The organism is Paenibacillus sp. GYB006 (assembly GCF_036577645.1).
Classification (GTDB): domain Bacteria; phylum Bacillota; class Bacilli; order Paenibacillales; family Paenibacillaceae; genus Paenibacillus.
The window spans coordinates 143850-159695 of sequence record NZ_JARBDA010000007.1 but is presented as its reverse complement, the minus strand read 5'-3'; the positions used below and the strand labels follow the sequence as shown (position 1 = coordinate 159695).

Sequence of the window (15846 nt, the reverse complement as noted above, 5' to 3'; positions counted from 1 at the left end):
ATATTCATGTTGCGCTTGTGTAAATATCTTCTCCATCTATCATGCCATAGTTTGAACAAAAACTTAAGAGCCCTCTTTGTGTGATATTTCCGCCCTTGTCCGAATACAGTAGTTTTAGAAGTTTGTCCGGCATTAGACAAATTGGTATTTTGACTGATGCAATGCACACAAGTGTGAGAAAAGCTGGACAGGCACAGAACTAAAGAGCGGGAGGGGAACCTTGGAATATGGAACAGAAGAAGTGGCATCAGATGGGTGCAGACGAACTGAAGTCAGAATTAGATGTGGAGCCGCAGCTAGGTCTAACCAAGGATGAGGCAGCAAACAGGCAGAAGAAGTCGGGACCAAATGAGCTGTCAGAAGGAAAAGGAATTTCTCCAATCACCCTTTTTCTAAATCAGTTTAAAGATTTTATGGTGCTTGTCTTGGTAGGGGCTACGCTGTTATCCGGATTGCTGGGTGAATACCTGGATGCGATCACGATCATTGCTATCATTTTATTAAATGGGATTCTTGGATTTGTTCAGGAATTCAAAGCAGAACGTTCACTAAGCGCACTGAAAAAATTATCAGCTCCTATGTCAAAAGTGCTGAGGGATGGAAAAGTAGAACAGATTCCGGCTAAAAACCTTGTACCTGGCGATATTATTCTTCTGGAAAGCGGAGATCGTGTACCTGCGGATATTCGGTTTATTATGACAAGTAACTGTGATGTGGAAGAATCCGCTTTGACCGGCGAGTCTGTGCCTGTGAATAAACACAGCAAAATCATTGAGCAGGATGATCTTCCGCTTGGAGACCTCAAGAATGTTGGCTTCATGGGAACCATGGTTACGAGAGGAACCGCAAAAGGGGTCGTCATTCGTACGGGAATGGATACCGAAATGGGGAAAATTGCAGACCTCATACAGAATACAGAAGCACAAGAAACGCCGCTTCAGCACCGTCTGGAACAACTCGGAAAGATTCTGATCATCGTATCCCTGGTGCTTACGGTACTCGTTGTCGTAGCTGGGATTTTACATGGACAGCCTGCCGTCGGTATGTTCCTTGCGGGTGTCAGTCTTGCGGTTGCCGCGATACCAGAAGGATTGCCTGCTATTGTTACCATCGCACTTGCGCTTGGTGTACAGCGGATGATCAAACGAAAAGCAATTGTTCGTAAGCTTCCCTCTGTAGAAACGCTTGGTTCGGCTTCTGTCATATGTTCAGACAAGACAGGAACCTTAACTCAGAACAAAATGACAGTAACGGATGTGTGGCAGGGCGGAAGGCAGCTCAAAGTAACAGGAGAGGGCTATAAACCGGTAGGTCATCTTACACTTCAAGATCATGTAATAGATCTGAAGAATGACCAATCCTTGCGCAGGCTCCTTCAAGTCAGCAGTTTATGCAACAACGCACTTATTGAAGAAGTTTCCGTTCAGGAAACGCGTAATAAAAAAAGCAATGAGGAAACAGAATGGATATTAAAAGGCGACCCTACAGAGGGTGCGCTGGTTACCTTGGCCTCTAAGCTTGGAATGTCGCCTCAAAGCTTATCTGGACTGTATGAACGAGTTGAGGAGTTTCCCTTTGATTCCGAACGCAAACTGATGTCCGTACTGATGAAACATCAGGGAGGCAGACTTATTTTTACAAAGGGTGCACCAGATGTGCTCATTAAGGAATGTGCCTATATTTTATGGGATGACAAAGTCATTCCATTTACCTCAGCGATCCGGCAGCAAGTAATTCAGGCGAATGAGCAAATGGCGAGTTCTGCACTTCGAGTACTAGGAATGGCTTATCGTGAAGTAAGGCCAGAAGAACAGGTAGCCGATGAGTGTAAGGCAGAAAGCCAGCTTGTATTTGTCGGACTTGCCGGCATGATCGATCCACCGCGTAAAGAAGCAAGAGATGCGATTGCGACTTGTAGAAGAGCCGGAATTAAGACGGTCATGATTACAGGTGATCACTCTCTTACCGCAGAAGCAATTGCGCATCAGCTCGGTATTCTGCCTCGCGGCGGAAAAGTGATGACAGGGCAGCAGTTGACTCAGTTCAGTGACGAAGACCTCGATAAAGAAGTGGATCAGATCTATGTGTATGCGAGAGTATCACCGGAACATAAGCTTCGGATTGTGAAGTCATTACAGCGAAAAGGGCATGTCGTCGCAATGACAGGTGATGGTGTGAATGATGCGCCGGCAATTAAGGCTGCAGATATTGGGATTGCGATGGGGATTACCGGAACGGATGTTACGAAGGAAGCTTCGGCACTCATTCTTAGTGATGATAACTTTTCTACGATTGTAGCAGCGATTGAAGAAGGGCGAAACATCTACGAAAATATCCGGAAGTTCATCCGTTATCTGCTCGCATCAAATGTAGGTGAAATCTTAACGATGTTTTTTGCGATGATGGCAGGTCTTCCGCTTCCGCTTCTTCCGATACAGATTCTTTGGGTGAACTTGGTTACCGATGGGCTCCCTGCCATGGCACTCGGTGTGGATCAGGCGGAGAAGGATTTGATGGAACATAAGCCGCGTTCGGCGAAAGAGAATATTTTTGCAAGGAGATTGGGCTGGAAAATTATCAGCCGCGGCGTGCTGATTGGATTATGCACACTTGCTGCATTCTGGATTACGCTTCGCATAGATCCGCATAATCCTGCTCATCTGGTGAAAGCACAGTCCGTAGCTTTTGCAACACTGGTTATGGCACAGCTCATTCATGTGTTTGACTGCCGAAGTTCAAGATCTATCTTTCACCGAAATCCGCTGCAGAACAAATACTTGGTGCTTGCCGTTATCTCCTCTGTAGTACTGCTATTAGGCGTCATGTATACACCTCAGCTCCAGCCGATTTTTAAGACTACGGCGCTTGATTTGAGAGAATGGGCACTTGTTATCGTAGCTGCAGGAATTCCAACGTTCTTGCTTGGTGCGGGAAGCGTATGGGGAGGCAGGAAAAATCAGCGCAGGCTGGCTACAAGCGGGTACACACCAAAAAGTACAAAATTTTCAGCATAAAATCAATACAATTCCTCCACTCCTTAAGATATGCTAACCTGAAAAGTCGCTCAATCACGTATTGATTACATGGTTGTAGGCGATGATTACATCGGGGCCATTACAAGCCAAAAGGAGTGGAGTTTTATTATGGAATTTACGAAAATGCACGGACTTGGCAACGATTTTATTGTGATCTATGGCGAGAAAGAGCTGCCTTCCGATGCCGCCGAACTAGCAATCAAATGGTGCAATCGTTTTTTTGGAATTGGTGCTGATGGGTTGGTATATATTTTACCTTCAGAGAAGGCTGATTTTCAGATGCGAATCATGAATTCAGACGGTACAGAAGCGGAACAATGCGGAAATGCGATCCGGTGTGTAGCCAAATATGTATATGACCATGGTCATATTGATCGTGAGCATATTACGATTCAGACGATTGGAGCCGGCGTACAACCTGTGAAGCTGACAGTGGAGGATGGGAAAGTAAGTAAAGTTCGGGTAGATATGGGTGCACCTGTACTGGATGGTCTCAAGATACCTACTACCATAGATGAAAGTCCTGTAGTGGATCAGCCGATTGAAGCAGGAGGGAGCGGTTTCCGTTTTACCGCCGTATCCATGGGTAATCCGCACTGTGTTATTTATGTAGAGGATGCAGTTCATTTTGATCTGGCCTCTTGGGGTCCGAAACTTGAAGCACATCCTTTCTTCCCCAAAAAAATAAATGTTGAATTTGCTACGGTAAAGGATAGAGAGCATATTGACATGAGAGTATGGGAACGCGGGGCGGGTCCTACACTGGCATGCGGAACAGGAGCTTGTGCAACGCTTGTGTCTTCTGTATTAAATGGGCTTACTGAAAGGTCGGCTTGGGTTCGTCTGAAAGGCGGGGATCTGTTCATTGAATGGAATGAAGAAGATAATCATGTTTATATGACAGGGCCAGCTGCATTCGTATTCACCGGAAAGATAATTGAAAAGGAATTTTGATAAAAAGAGGGAGCGTACTAGTTCCCTCTTTTTATGTTTTTATGTTACATTAGTGTGAAATATAGGAAATGTGGCGGGAGGAGAATGAGGGTGGATCTACGCGGGGTGTTGCAAAAGGAAATCCTGATTGGCGATGGGGCAATAGGTACTTATTTATATCAAAAGGGTTTTCCTGTCGGAATCTCCTATGAGGAACTGAATCTAGAATCACCTGATGTCATTCATGATGTACATATGCGGTATATCGATGCGGGTACACAACTGATTGAAACCAATACGTATTCGGCCAATTACGATAAACTTTCCAAATTCGGTCTGGAAGACAAAGTGGTGGACATTAACCGGGCGGGAGTTCGGATTGCCAAGGAAGCTTTAAATGGAAAAGGATATGTGGTTGGAGCTGCAGGTTCGATTAGAGCGGGTAAACGTTCTGATATTTCAAAAAGTAAACTTGGATATTATTTTGAGGAGCAAGTTACCGCGCTGATCGATGAGGGCGTTGATGGGATCATGCTCGAAACTTTTTATGATGTAGAAGAACTTTTGATCGCACTCCGGAGTATAAGAAAACAGTCTGAACTTCCTGTCATCTGCCAGTTTGCCATTGACGATATTGGAAGAACACTCGATGGCTATACCATGCCTCAAGCCTTCTCGATCTTACACGGAGAAGGAGCAGATGTGATTGGATTTAACTGCCGATCAGGTCCAAATGCCATCATGCGTGCCATGGAAACGGTATCTGATATCGGTATTCCTATGTCCGTATATCCTAACGCAGGGATTGCTGACTATATTGATGGTGAAGTTCGATTTGGTGCATCTGCTGAATATTTTGGACAGACAGCGGTTCGTTTTGCAGATCTGAACGCCCGTATTATTGGCGGTTGCTGCGGTACCACACCTGAGCACATTAAGGCAATAGCTGAAGCACTTGCAGCGTATAAGCCAGCTCTCCTTCCACCTCTCGATGAAGAGGCATTATTTACACGTGATGAAATTAGAAGTTCATTTGCATCCGCGGATCAATATGAAAAAACACGTACAGAACCTACCATCGTGGATCTGGTCAAAGAACGCCATACCGTTATTGTAGAACTGGACCCGCCTAGGGATCTAGATATTGAAAAGTTCCTGAAAGGTGCTAAATGTCTAAAAGCAGCAGGGGTTGATGCGCTGACACTGGCCGATAATTCACTAGCGGTTACCCGTATGAGTAATATGGCCCTAGGGTACCTCGTGAAGGAACAGACAGGGATGAGGCCTTTAATCCATATTGCCTGCAGAGATCGAAACTTAATTGGGACCCAGTCCCATCTGATGGGGTTTGATGCATTAGGCATTGATCACGTTCTTGCAGTAACCGGCGATCCGGCTAGGTTTGGTGATTTACCCGGGGCAAGCTCGGTATATGATATGACTTCTTTTGAAATTATTCGAATGATCAAACAGCTGAATGACGGGATTGCCTTTTCAGGTAAGCCGCTGAAACAAAAAGCTGATTTTGTAGTGGGTGCTGCTTTTAATCCAAATGTGAAATATTTAGAAAAGGCAGTTCAGCGTTTGGAGAAAAAAATAACGGCAGGTGCGGATTACATCATGACCCAGCCTGTGTACGATAAAGATTTGATTGTTGCGCTTAAGGAAGCGACCAAACATCTTGAAATTCCAATCTTCATTGGGATCATGCCGCTTGCGAGCGGCCGGAATGCCGAATATCTGCACAACGAGGTTCCAGGCATTCTGTTATCGGACGAGGTAAGAGAGCGGATGGCAGGGCTTGAAGGTGAAGAAGGCAGAGCGACGGGAACTGCAATTGCCAAGGAATTGATAGAAGTTGCTATGGAGCATTTCAATGGAATCTATATTATGACGCCGTTTATGTTCTATGGTATGAGCGAAGAGTTGACGAAGTTTGTATGGGAAAAGTCGAGTCACATCATGGAGAAAAAAGGATCACCAGCAATTATAAATTAAATTTATTATGAATTAATCAGAAAGGTGCCTTGCTGCGAAAATGATTTCAGCAGCAAAGGCACCCTTTTTTACTATGCCGGAATGAGTTTCATAACTGATTCGCCGGAAAGAATTTTCGCAGCATCTCGGGCAGAGGTTTACTTTTTCGACTAGATGGATCCATCGTTACGCAAGTAACAACCGCATCAGCACAGACAACATCTGTCTCGCTCATAATTATTTGTTTCAATACATAACTTGAATTCCCGGCTTTTTCTGGTTCTGTAATGACGGTGAGCCGTTCATTCTGAACACATTCTTTACGATAGTTAATATTAATGTTAACGGTAACCGTTTGGAATCCTTCTTGGAGCAGTTTGTTATAGGGGAGGTCTGCGGCTTCGTACCATTCTTCTCTTCCCCATTCGAGATACTCTAAATACTTTGCATTATTGACATGGCCATTCACATCGATTTCGGTTGGACGGACAATAAGTTGAAGTTCTGTTTTCATGAGATGGTCTCCTTATCCATGTTCAGCATCATTTTTATGAAAAAGTATTAATTTATTCTACTAGGAACCCCTTTTTTAGGCAATGATGGTAGGAATTAAACGGGGATAAAGCGTAATGTTCATACTTGTTTCAACCACTATAATCCGATACAATAGTGTAATGGATGTGATGCCGATGTCATTCAGCATGACCGGATACGGTCAATATTCGCTCAGCTATGGCGGCTATAATGTATTGTTTGAAATGAAGTCTGTGAACCACAGATATTGCGAAGTGGTATTCCGAATGCCACGAGAGTGGACACGCTACGAAGATGGACTTCGTAAAATCATACAGCGCGAGCTAAGGCGTGGACGGATTGACGTATTTATAACGAAGGAACTTTCAGTGGAGAGTCATCTGAACCCAGTCCTTAACGAACAGGTAGTAGCTTCTTACCTAGAAGCAGCCAAAGAACTCGAGCTTCGTTATGGAATGAGAGGGAATATGGAAGTATCAGATGTACTTTCGCTTCCTGGCGTGCTTCTGAAACCGGAAGAAGCGATTCTCCGAGTGGCAACAGAAGATGAAGCTTGGGACACTGCGCTGCAAGAGGGGATAACTCATGCCCTTGAGGAGCTGGTGGAAATGCGAGCTCGTGAAGGAAGTCACCTTGCGAAAGATATAGAGACCCGGATTTCAAGTTTAGGGGCCTGTCATGAAAAGATGGTTCAACTTGCACCTCAAGTAGTGATCGAATATCGAAATAAACTGAGGCAGCGATTGGCCGAAATTTCAGATGGATCTTTTGATGAACATAAATTTGGTATGGAGATTGCGATTTTTGCGGACCGATCCAACATAGATGAGGAACTGACTCGTCTCTCTAGTCATCTTACGCAGTGCAGGCAATTACTGACCAGTCCTGACCCTGTAGGTCGCAAACTTGATTTCTTGATTCAGGAAATGAATCGTGAAGTAAACACCATCGGTACGAAAGCTCATCACTTGACCTTGGTTAATCTCGTGATGGACATGAAGGCCGAGCTTGAGAAAATTAGGGAACAGGCTGCAAATCTAGAGTAGTCTAGAATAAAGGTAAGCTTGCTGCCAAATAACAACAATGCTTTGCGAGAAGGATTAAAAGTTATAGGGGGACGAACCTGAATATGGCGATTAAACTCATTAACATAGGATTTGGTAATATCGTTTCAGCGAATCGTATCATATCTATTGTTAGCCCTGAATCAGCGCCTATCAAAAGAATTATCCAGGAAGCACGAGATCGTCATATGCTCATTGATGCTACATATGGACGCAGAACACGTGCTGTAATTATTACTGACAGTGATCATGTGATCTTGTCCGCAGTGCAGCCGGAGACGGTTGCCCATCGTCTATCTTCTAAAGACGATGACAACGACGAATAAAATGGAGTGTAATATGTCTAAGGGATTACTTATTGTATTATCTGGCCCATCGGGTGTAGGAAAAGGAACCGTGTGTACTGCTTTGCGTAAACGAGTTCCTAATTTGACGTACTCCGTGTCGGCAACGACACGTCAGCCAAGACTTGGCGAAGAAAACGGAGTGAACTATTTTTTCAAAAGCCGTGAACAATTTCTTGATATGATTGAAAAAGATGAACTACTAGAACATGCGGAATATGTGGGTAATTACTATGGTACACCGCGTGATTTTGTAGAACAGACGCTTGAATCAGGCAAAGATATTATTCTGGAGATTGAGGTGCAAGGAGCACTTAAAGTAAAAGAAAAATTCCCAGAAGGAATTTTCGTGTTTTTACTGCCTCCTTCGCTCGATGAACTAAAAGACCGTATCCAAGGCCGCGGTACGGAGAACCAAGCAACGATTGATCACCGGATGACCGTTGCTGCTGAAGAGATCAGTCTTTTAGAAAAATATGATTATGCTGTAGTAAATGATGAAATTGATTTGGCGTGCAAGCGAATAGAATCGATCATCATCGCCGAACATTGTAAAGTAGCGAAAAAATAGAATCGAATGAGGTGTTCGTATTGTTATATCCATCTATTGATGAAATGATGAACAAAGTCGACAGTAAGTATTCTCTTGTAGTTGCTGCATCCAGACGTGCTAGACAGCTTCGTGAAGGCGAAAAGTCCGAACTTAGAAATCCTAAATCTCATAAACAAGTGGGCGTTGCTCTTGAAGAGATTTATGACGACATCATCAAAGTAGAGCCAGGTACTGACGAAAAAGAAGAAAATGAAGCATAATTCTATTCATCTTTCTTTACTGAACTACTAATATAGGTAACACCCTGATAAAAGTGACAACCGGAAGGTTGTTATTTTTTTCTTTCTACTTCTTTTTTTGCTCTGTTAACGAAAGATACAAGCGTAGTTATTGCCATAATCTATGATAAGAACAGGGGGAGCGCATATGTTGAAAGGTAAAAAAATCGTGCTCGGAGTAACAGGAGGCATTGCAGCATATAAAGCAGCAGCACTGACAAGCAAGCTCGTGCAAAAAGGGGCAGAGGTACATGTGATCATGACCGAATCTGCTAAGAAGTTCATCACAGAGCTTACCCTGCAATCACTGTCGCGAAATCCGGTTTATACCGATACATTTGATGAACGAGATGCTTCGGTTGTCTCTCATATCAATTTAGCAGATACAGCTGATCTTGTACTTGTTGCACCGGCTACAGCGAATACCATTGCTAAAATGGCACATGGCCTTGCCGATGATATGCTGACCACAACACTCCTTGCAACGACAGCTCCTGTTATTATCGCTCCTGCTATGAATGTTCATATGTATGAACATCCTGCAGTTGTTGCGAATATGAATACCCTTCATTCCAGAGGGGTTCATTTTATCGAACCTGGTGTAGGTCAGCTTGCCTGTGGCTATGTAGGAAAAGGCAGGCTCGAAGAACCGGAAACCATCGTAGCTGCGTTAGAAACATTCTTTGAACGTCATTCTCAAAAAGGATGTTTGGCAGGAAAAAAAGTCGTTGTTACTGCAGGTGGGACCATTGAGCGAATTGACCCTGTTAGATATATAACGAATGATTCTTCTGGGAAAATGGGAGTGGCCTTTGCGGCCGCTGCGAAAGACATGGGGGCGGAGGTTACCCTTGTTGCCGCCAATATGCAAGTTCCCTATCCGGCAGATGTCAACGTAGTGAAAGTGCAGTCTGCTCAGGAGATGTATGAGGCGGTCCATAAACTTTGGCCAAAGACGGATATTATGGTTAAAGCTGCGGCCGTGGCAGATTATAGACCTGCGGAAGCTGCGAAACAAAAAATCAAGAAAAAAGACGATACATTCACGCTGTCTCTCGTCAAAACCATCGATATTTTAGAATCACTTGGTAAAGAAAAAACACATCAATACCTAATTGGATTTGCAGCGGAAACAAATGATGTTGAATTCCATGCAAAAGGAAAATTAGAACGAAAAAATGCGGATCTTATTGTTGCTAATGATGTAACGAAACCGGGAGCAGGATTTGGAACAGATACCAATGCGGTTGAAATCTATGACAAACATGGTTTAGTTAAAGAATTAGCCGTAATATCAAAAGACGAAGTGGCAAGACAAGTATTTCAAATTGCAATTGCGCAAATGGAGGGGAGGGAGTAAACCCTTGAAGATCGCGAAAGTAATCGTGGATGTACCAGCCAAGGATACTGACCGCGAATTCGATTATCTAATTCCGGAATCCCTCTTAGGCTGGGTTGAAGTAGGAAGCAGGGTGGGAGTCCCTTTTGGCCATCGAACAGTTCAAGGGTTTGTAATCTCGATTGCGGATCATACAAACACAACTTTCAAGTTAAAGCCAATTGGAGAATTACTTGATCTTGTACCTCCGCTTTCACCAGATCTCATTGAACTCGCAGGATGGATGAGCAAGCGATATGCTTCCAATCGGATTCTTACGCTGCAGGCCATGATTCCGACGGCTCTCAAAGGAAAGGCCAAGCGTTATATCTCTGTCAACAGTGAGGCACAGGAACAATCCGCCGCAGATCCTACTAAAGATAAGGATTCATCTGTACCTAGGCTTACAGACAAGACGGACAGCGTATTATTTGATCTGCCCGAAGATAATGAAGCATTCAGAGTGAAAAATGAAATTATACGATATGTTCGAAGTAAGGAACAAGTCACATTAGATCATTTAGGTAAACGTTACCCTGAAGACGCTGACCTTATTAAGGAACTGCTTCTTACGGGTGTGCTTCAAGAGAACCAGTCGATTAAGGATAAGCTGCAGAAAAAAACGTTGCGATCTATTGACCTTGCGGTCCCATTAGAGGAAGCAGAAGCTGCTCTTGCCGATTTTCCGGCTAAGGGAAAGAGGCAAAAAGAAGTGCTTTCTTATTTGGTGGAGATGAGCTCCTTTCTGCCCATGGCATTAAAAGAAGTGCTCTCTGGCTTACAGGTCTCTGCGGGTACGGTGAAGGGTCTAGAGGATAAGGGGCTTGTTGTACTTGAAGATGTCGAAGTGTTTCGTGATCCTTATAAGGGCCGTCACTTCACACCTACCCAGCCGCTGCCTCTAACTTTGGAACAGCAGGCTGTATATCAGAAGATTGTGGAGAAATTGGACGAGCGCAAACAAGGTGTATTCCTTTTGCATGGAGTAACCGGAAGCGGAAAAACAGAAGTGTATTTACAGACAATACAGCGGGCGATAGAGCAAGATCGCCAGGCGATCGTCCTCGTCCCCGAAATATCACTCACCCCTCAGATGGTAGAGCGATTTAAGGGGCGTTTTGGTGATCAAGTCGCTGTTATGCACAGCAGACTCTCTGGCGGGGAAAGATACGATGAATGGCGTAAAATTCGTGAAGGCAAGGCAAAAGTAGCCGTTGGGGCTCGCTCCGCCGTATTTGCCCCTTTTGAACACCTTGGTCTCATTATCATTGATGAAGAGCACGAGACTTCTTATAAACAAGAAGAAACGCCGAAGTATCACGCAAGAGATGTAGCTGTAGAACGTGCTCGTCAGCATGGAGCTGTCGTTATTCTTGGCTCAGCAACTCCTTCAATGGAAAGTTATTATGCTGCAAAATCCCAAAGCAATGATGAATTTGCTCCTGTTCTGCTCGAGATGCCTACGCGTGCTCTGGGTAATGAACTGCCTGTTGTTCACATTGTAGATATGCGAGAAGAACTCAAAGATGGCAACCGTTCCATGTTCAGCCGGGCTCTACATAAAGGGATTGCGGAGCGGATTGAAAAGGGCGAACAGACGGTATTGCTACTAAATCGAAGAGGTTATTCTACCTTTGTGATGTGCCGAAGCTGCGGTTATGTGGCAACCTGCCCTGAATGTGATATTTCGTTAACTTATCATCAGCGGTCAAATAATATGCGGTGTCACTACTGCGGATATGCAGAAGTTGTACCAGAGGTTTGTCCCGACTGTGGAAGTGAACATATCCGTTACTTTGGAACCGGTACGCAGCGGGTAGAAGAAGAACTGGCGAAGTTGTTCCCTGGCGTTCGAGTGATCCGTATGGATGTAGATACAACAACAGAAAAAGGATCACACGAAAAACTGCTGAAAGCTTTTCGGGAGAAAAAAGCCGATATTTTGCTTGGAACGCAGATGGTAGCAAAAGGGCTTGATTTTCCAGATGTCACTCTCGTCGGTGTAATTACGGCTGATTCGGCGCTGAATTTACCTGATTTTCGTGCTGCGGAAAAAACATTCCAATTGCTGACACAAGTCGCAGGCCGAGCAGGCAGACATCAACTGCCTGGGGAAGTATTTGTTCAGTCCTACACGCCAGAACATTATTCTATCATTCATGCAAGCAAGCATGATTTCAACCATTTTATTAGGGAAGAATTAAAGCATCGCAAGATTCTGCAGTATCCTCCTTATTGCCGTTTGATCCTCGTCACATTCTCACATGAACAGCTTCCGCTGCTTGTGCGAGCTGCCGAGAACTACACGAGGATGCTCAAGGAGCAGGCACAGAAACGAGGAATGCTGGGAAGTCTAGATAAATTTAGTGCTAACGCTTTGGATGTACTTGGACCGGTAGCCTCTCCGATGGCGAGACTGAAAAATAGATACAGATTTCAATGTATGGTAAAATGGCGTGGTGATATCGATGCTACCCGGCTTGTTCAGGACATCGCTCGTCAAATGGAACAAGATTTTCAAGGGAAAGATTTACTGATTAGTATAGATGTTGATCCGCAAATGCTGATGTAAGCCAAGCGGTTTGATCATAGAATAAAACATAACTTATAAGCGTATAGGATGGTGTCCATAAAGATGTCAATTCGATTAATTGTAAAAGAACCTGATGATGTATTGCGTAAAGTTGCGAAAGAAGTTACCAAAATCACGCCAAACGTTCAAAAACTGCTGGATGATATGGCCGATACAATGTATGACGCTGAAGGGGTAGGTCTTGCTGCTCCGCAAGTAGGAATTTTGAAACGTCTCATCGTTATTGATACAGGAGATGATCACGGTCTGATCAAAATGATTAATCCGGAGATCGTATCCAAGGAAGGCGAGCAATTTGGTCCCGAAGGTTGTCTGAGTATTCCTGGTTATAACGGAGATGTACGCCGTGCAGAGACGGTAACGGTAAAAGGACTGGATCGTGAAGGTAAAGAAATTACGATTACAGGAAGCGGTCTTCTTGCACGTGCTTTCCAGCATGAAATCGATCATTTAAACGGAGTTCTGTTCACAGATCTTGCTGAAAAAATATATGAAATCGGAGCAGATTTGCCGAATCGCAGTAACAGGGGGTAAGGATATGAATATTGTTTTTATGGGGACACCTGATTTCGCCGTACCTGCACTTGAAAAATTGCTGGCGGAAGGGTATTCCGTAAAACTCGTAGTAACACAGCCAGATAAACCGCAAGGTCGCAAAAAAATATTAACCCCAACTCCTGTAAAAGAGGCTGCGCTGAAACATGGGATTCCTGTGTTTCAGCCTCGCCGTCTTCGTGATGAAGAATCGGTGGCAGAACTTGCAAAGTGGGAGCCGGATCTGATTGTGACGGCTGCTTTCGGTCAGATTTTGCCTAAAGCTGTTCTGGACATGCCGAAGTACAGATGTGTTAATATACATGGTTCTCTGTTGCCGAAATATCGCGGCGGAGCTCCAATTCAGCGTTCGATTATTAACGGGGAAAAGGTTACAGGAGTTACGCTGATGTATATGGCGGAAGGTCTCGACACGGGGGATATGATCTCCAAAGTGGAAGTTCCGATTACGGACGAAGATACGTCAGGTACGATGTTCGCCAAGCTGAGTGAAGCGGGATCTGACTTGCTGATTCGTGAAATGCCTAACCTGATCAGCGGTAAAGTGACGGCTATACCGCAAAATGATGAGGAAGCAACTTACGCGAAGAACTTGACAAGAGAAGATGAGAAGATCGATTGGGCGCGTTCTGCAAGGGAGATTTACGACCAAATTCGTGGTCTTGTTCCTTATTCAGGGGCTTTCACCCTGTGGGACGAGCAGGTATTTAAAGTATGGTCAGCGGTAAATCCTTTGGCATTGCCGGATGAGTATAAAAATGCATCCAGCGGACAAAACAAAGCCGAAGCGGGAACGGTACTTTCCTTATCTAAACTTGGTATTGAAGTGAAGACTTCAGATGGCTCGTTATGGCTTCGTGAAGTACAGCCTGCGGGTAAAAAAGTGATGCAAGCTTCTGATTTCGCTCGCGGCGGATCTCTCAAAGCAGGGACGGTGTTGAAGTGAAGTCATCTGAGCAGCATAAGGCTATTAAGAAACAGTCGGCTCCTTCTGCACCTAAGAAACGGAATATAACTAGTCGTGAAGCAGCGATGAACATTTTGACTGCAGTGGAAGAAGAGGGAGCGTACAGTAATCTGCTCTTGAATCAGGTGTTAAAAGGCGCAAATCTAAGTCCTGCTGATGCAGGTCTTGCTACTGAACTTGTATACGGAACGATAGCTCGGCGTAACACATTGGACTATTTCCTGGAGTCCTATGTTGCGAAAGGTTTAAAAAAACTAACCCCTTGGGTTCGAAATTTGCTCCGTCTTAGTCTGTATCAAATTCTATACCTTGACCGGATTCCTGATCATGCAGCAGTCAGTGAAGCAGTAAACATTGCGAAACGCAAAGGTCATCAAGGCATTTCAGGTATGGTGAACGGGGTGCTGCGTAACATGCTTCGGAATCTTGATCAGTTAAAAGTTCCAGAAGATTTACCAGCAGTTAAACGTATTGCCCTTACGCACTCTCACCCGGAATGGTTGGTGAAAAGATGGGTCGCCCAGTACGGAGAGCATACAGCCGAAGCAATGTGCCGTGCCAATAATGAAGCGCCGCCAGTCAGTGTTCGTGTCAATACGACCATGATTTCCCGCGACAAATTAATGCAGGAGATGGAAGAAGCGGGTCATATCGTAGTGCCGTCCTTGATCAGCAAAGACGGGATTATTGTATCCAGCGGCGGGAACATGGCACTTACCTCTTGGTATAAAGATGGTATGTTGTCTGTACAGGACGAAAGTTCAATGCTTGTTGCCGAGGCAGTAGAACCGAAGCCGGGAATGACCGTGCTGGATTGCTGTGCTGCACCGGGAGGAAAAACGTCTCATATAGGTGAGAAGATGCAGGACCAGGGTTCTATTATTGCGAACGACATTCATCCTCATAAGGTCAAATTAATTCAGGACCAAGCAGATCGGCTTGGCCTTAGTAGTATTGAAACGGTTTGTCACGATGCTTTGGATCTGGATACGTATTATCCTGAGGCTTCGTTTGATCGGATTTTGCTTGATGCTCCGTGTTCAGGGTTCGGGGTCATTCGGCGCAAACCGGATCTTCGCTGGGCGAAATCGCCGGAGGATGTGGAAGCAATTAGCAGTTTGCAGAGTGAACTTCTCAGCCGGGCGTCCAAGCTTCTTAAGCCAGGTGGTATATTAGTCTACAGCACTTGTACTACAGAGCCTAAAGAAAATGACCAGGTTGTCCGTGAATTTCTAGCTTCACACCCTGATTATGCAGCCGTTCCTCCTGCGGAGAGCATGAATGAAGAGGTTAAATCCTGTGTTACCGAAGAGGGATATGGAATTCAGATTCTTCCTCAGAAGTTTAACAGTGATGGTTTTTATATTGCCAGATTGAAACGTCTTGGATAGCTTGTGTAGAAAAAAGGATGTTGTATCCTTATCGGATGTCTGCTAAGCTTTATAAGATTTTAATACGTAGATCAATGATTGCCGCTGTAAACCGTAAGGTTTAGGCGGCTTCTTGTTGCTTTTAAGAAGCTTGGTACACGGCAAATCATATTCATGTATGACAGGCTGTAACATCAGCTTTCATGGATGAATGCGGGATTATATGTTAAAATGGGTAGAATGATAAGATGACGATGTTTTGCTT

13 protein-coding genes are annotated in these 15846 nt (G+C 44.5%); 12 read left to right on the top strand and 1 reads right to left on the bottom strand.

Features of this window, described 5'->3' with window-relative positions; translation table 11 throughout:
* Nucleotides 1–227: 227 nt before the first annotated feature.
* From PV403_RS16975 to PV403_RS16965, 3 genes are all read left to right on the top strand, one after another.
* Entirely contained in the window at nucleotides 228–3014 is a 2787-nt protein-coding gene (locus tag PV403_RS16975) for a calcium-translocating P-type ATPase, SERCA-type (RefSeq protein ID WP_332085358.1), read from the top strand.
* A gap of 129 nt (nucleotides 3015–3143) precedes the next feature.
* Nucleotides 3144–3989: a diaminopimelate epimerase gene (gene dapF, locus PV403_RS16970; protein ID WP_213529866.1), complete on the top strand. Its 846-nt coding sequence runs from the start codon at nucleotides 3144–3146 to the stop codon at nucleotides 3987–3989.
* Nucleotides 3990–4073: 84 nt separating this feature from the next.
* Complete coding sequence (locus PV403_RS16965; protein WP_332085357.1) at nucleotides 4074–5966, top strand: bifunctional homocysteine S-methyltransferase/methylenetetrahydrofolate reductase; 1893 nt, start codon at nucleotides 4074–4076, stop codon at nucleotides 5964–5966.
* An 88-nt stretch (nucleotides 5967–6054) separates the two neighbouring features.
* Here PV403_RS16965 and PV403_RS16960 read toward each other — a convergent pair whose 3' ends face one another.
* Nucleotides 6055–6459 (bottom strand): acyl-CoA thioesterase, encoded by a 405-nt coding sequence (locus PV403_RS16960; RefSeq protein WP_332085356.1) that lies wholly within the window; start codon nucleotides 6457–6459, stop codon nucleotides 6055–6057.
* A 175-nt stretch (nucleotides 6460–6634) separates the two neighbouring features.
* On the opposite strand from PV403_RS16960, the gene PV403_RS16955 reads away from it, so the two are divergent.
* The 9 genes from PV403_RS16955 (at nucleotide 6635) to rsmB (ending at nucleotide 15602) form a co-directional block, all read left to right on the top strand.
* On the top strand, nucleotides 6635–7525 hold the full coding sequence (locus PV403_RS16955; protein WP_213529860.1) for a YicC/YloC family endoribonuclease: 891 nt from the start codon (nucleotides 6635–6637) through the stop codon (nucleotides 7523–7525).
* Nucleotides 7526–7608: 83 nt separating this feature from the next.
* A complete protein-coding gene (gene remA, locus PV403_RS16950) occupies nucleotides 7609–7869 on the top strand; it encodes an extracellular matrix/biofilm regulator RemA (RefSeq protein WP_006209218.1) in 261 nt (86 codons plus the stop codon).
* A 13-nt stretch (nucleotides 7870–7882) separates the two neighbouring features.
* Nucleotides 7883–8458: a guanylate kinase gene (gene gmk / locus PV403_RS16945; protein ID WP_191799079.1), complete on the top strand. Its 576-nt coding sequence runs from the start codon at nucleotides 7883–7885 to the stop codon at nucleotides 8456–8458.
* A 20-nt stretch (nucleotides 8459–8478) separates the two neighbouring features.
* Nucleotides 8479–8700 (top strand): DNA-directed RNA polymerase subunit omega, encoded by a 222-nt coding sequence (gene rpoZ / locus PV403_RS16940; protein WP_213529858.1) that lies wholly within the window; start codon nucleotides 8479–8481, stop codon nucleotides 8698–8700.
* A 166-nt stretch (nucleotides 8701–8866) separates the two neighbouring features.
* A complete protein-coding gene (gene coaBC, locus PV403_RS16935; RefSeq protein WP_213529856.1) occupies nucleotides 8867–10078 on the top strand; it encodes a bifunctional phosphopantothenoylcysteine decarboxylase/phosphopantothenate--cysteine ligase CoaBC in 1212 nt (403 codons plus the stop codon).
* 4 nt (nucleotides 10079–10082) lie between these two features.
* Nucleotides 10083–12668, top strand: coding sequence for a primosomal protein N' (gene priA, locus PV403_RS16930; RefSeq protein ID WP_213529854.1), 2586 nt, complete (start codon nucleotides 10083–10085; stop codon nucleotides 12666–12668).
* Between the two features lie 63 nt (nucleotides 12669–12731).
* The gene (gene def, locus PV403_RS16925) at nucleotides 12732–13223 is read left to right on the top strand and encodes a peptide deformylase (protein WP_160033598.1); all 492 of its coding nucleotides are present in this window, start codon (nucleotides 12732–12734) and stop codon (nucleotides 13221–13223) included.
* 4 nt (nucleotides 13224–13227) lie between these two features.
* On the top strand, nucleotides 13228–14190 hold the full coding sequence (gene fmt / locus PV403_RS16920; RefSeq protein ID WP_213529852.1) for a methionyl-tRNA formyltransferase: 963 nt from the start codon (nucleotides 13228–13230) through the stop codon (nucleotides 14188–14190).
* Complete coding sequence (gene rsmB, locus PV403_RS16915; RefSeq protein ID WP_442951770.1) at nucleotides 14187–15602, top strand: 16S rRNA (cytosine(967)-C(5))-methyltransferase RsmB; 1416 nt, start codon at nucleotides 14187–14189, stop codon at nucleotides 15600–15602. The genes fmt and rsmB overlap by 4 nt, the downstream gene beginning before the upstream one ends.
* Nucleotides 15603–15846 lie beyond the last annotated feature (244 nt).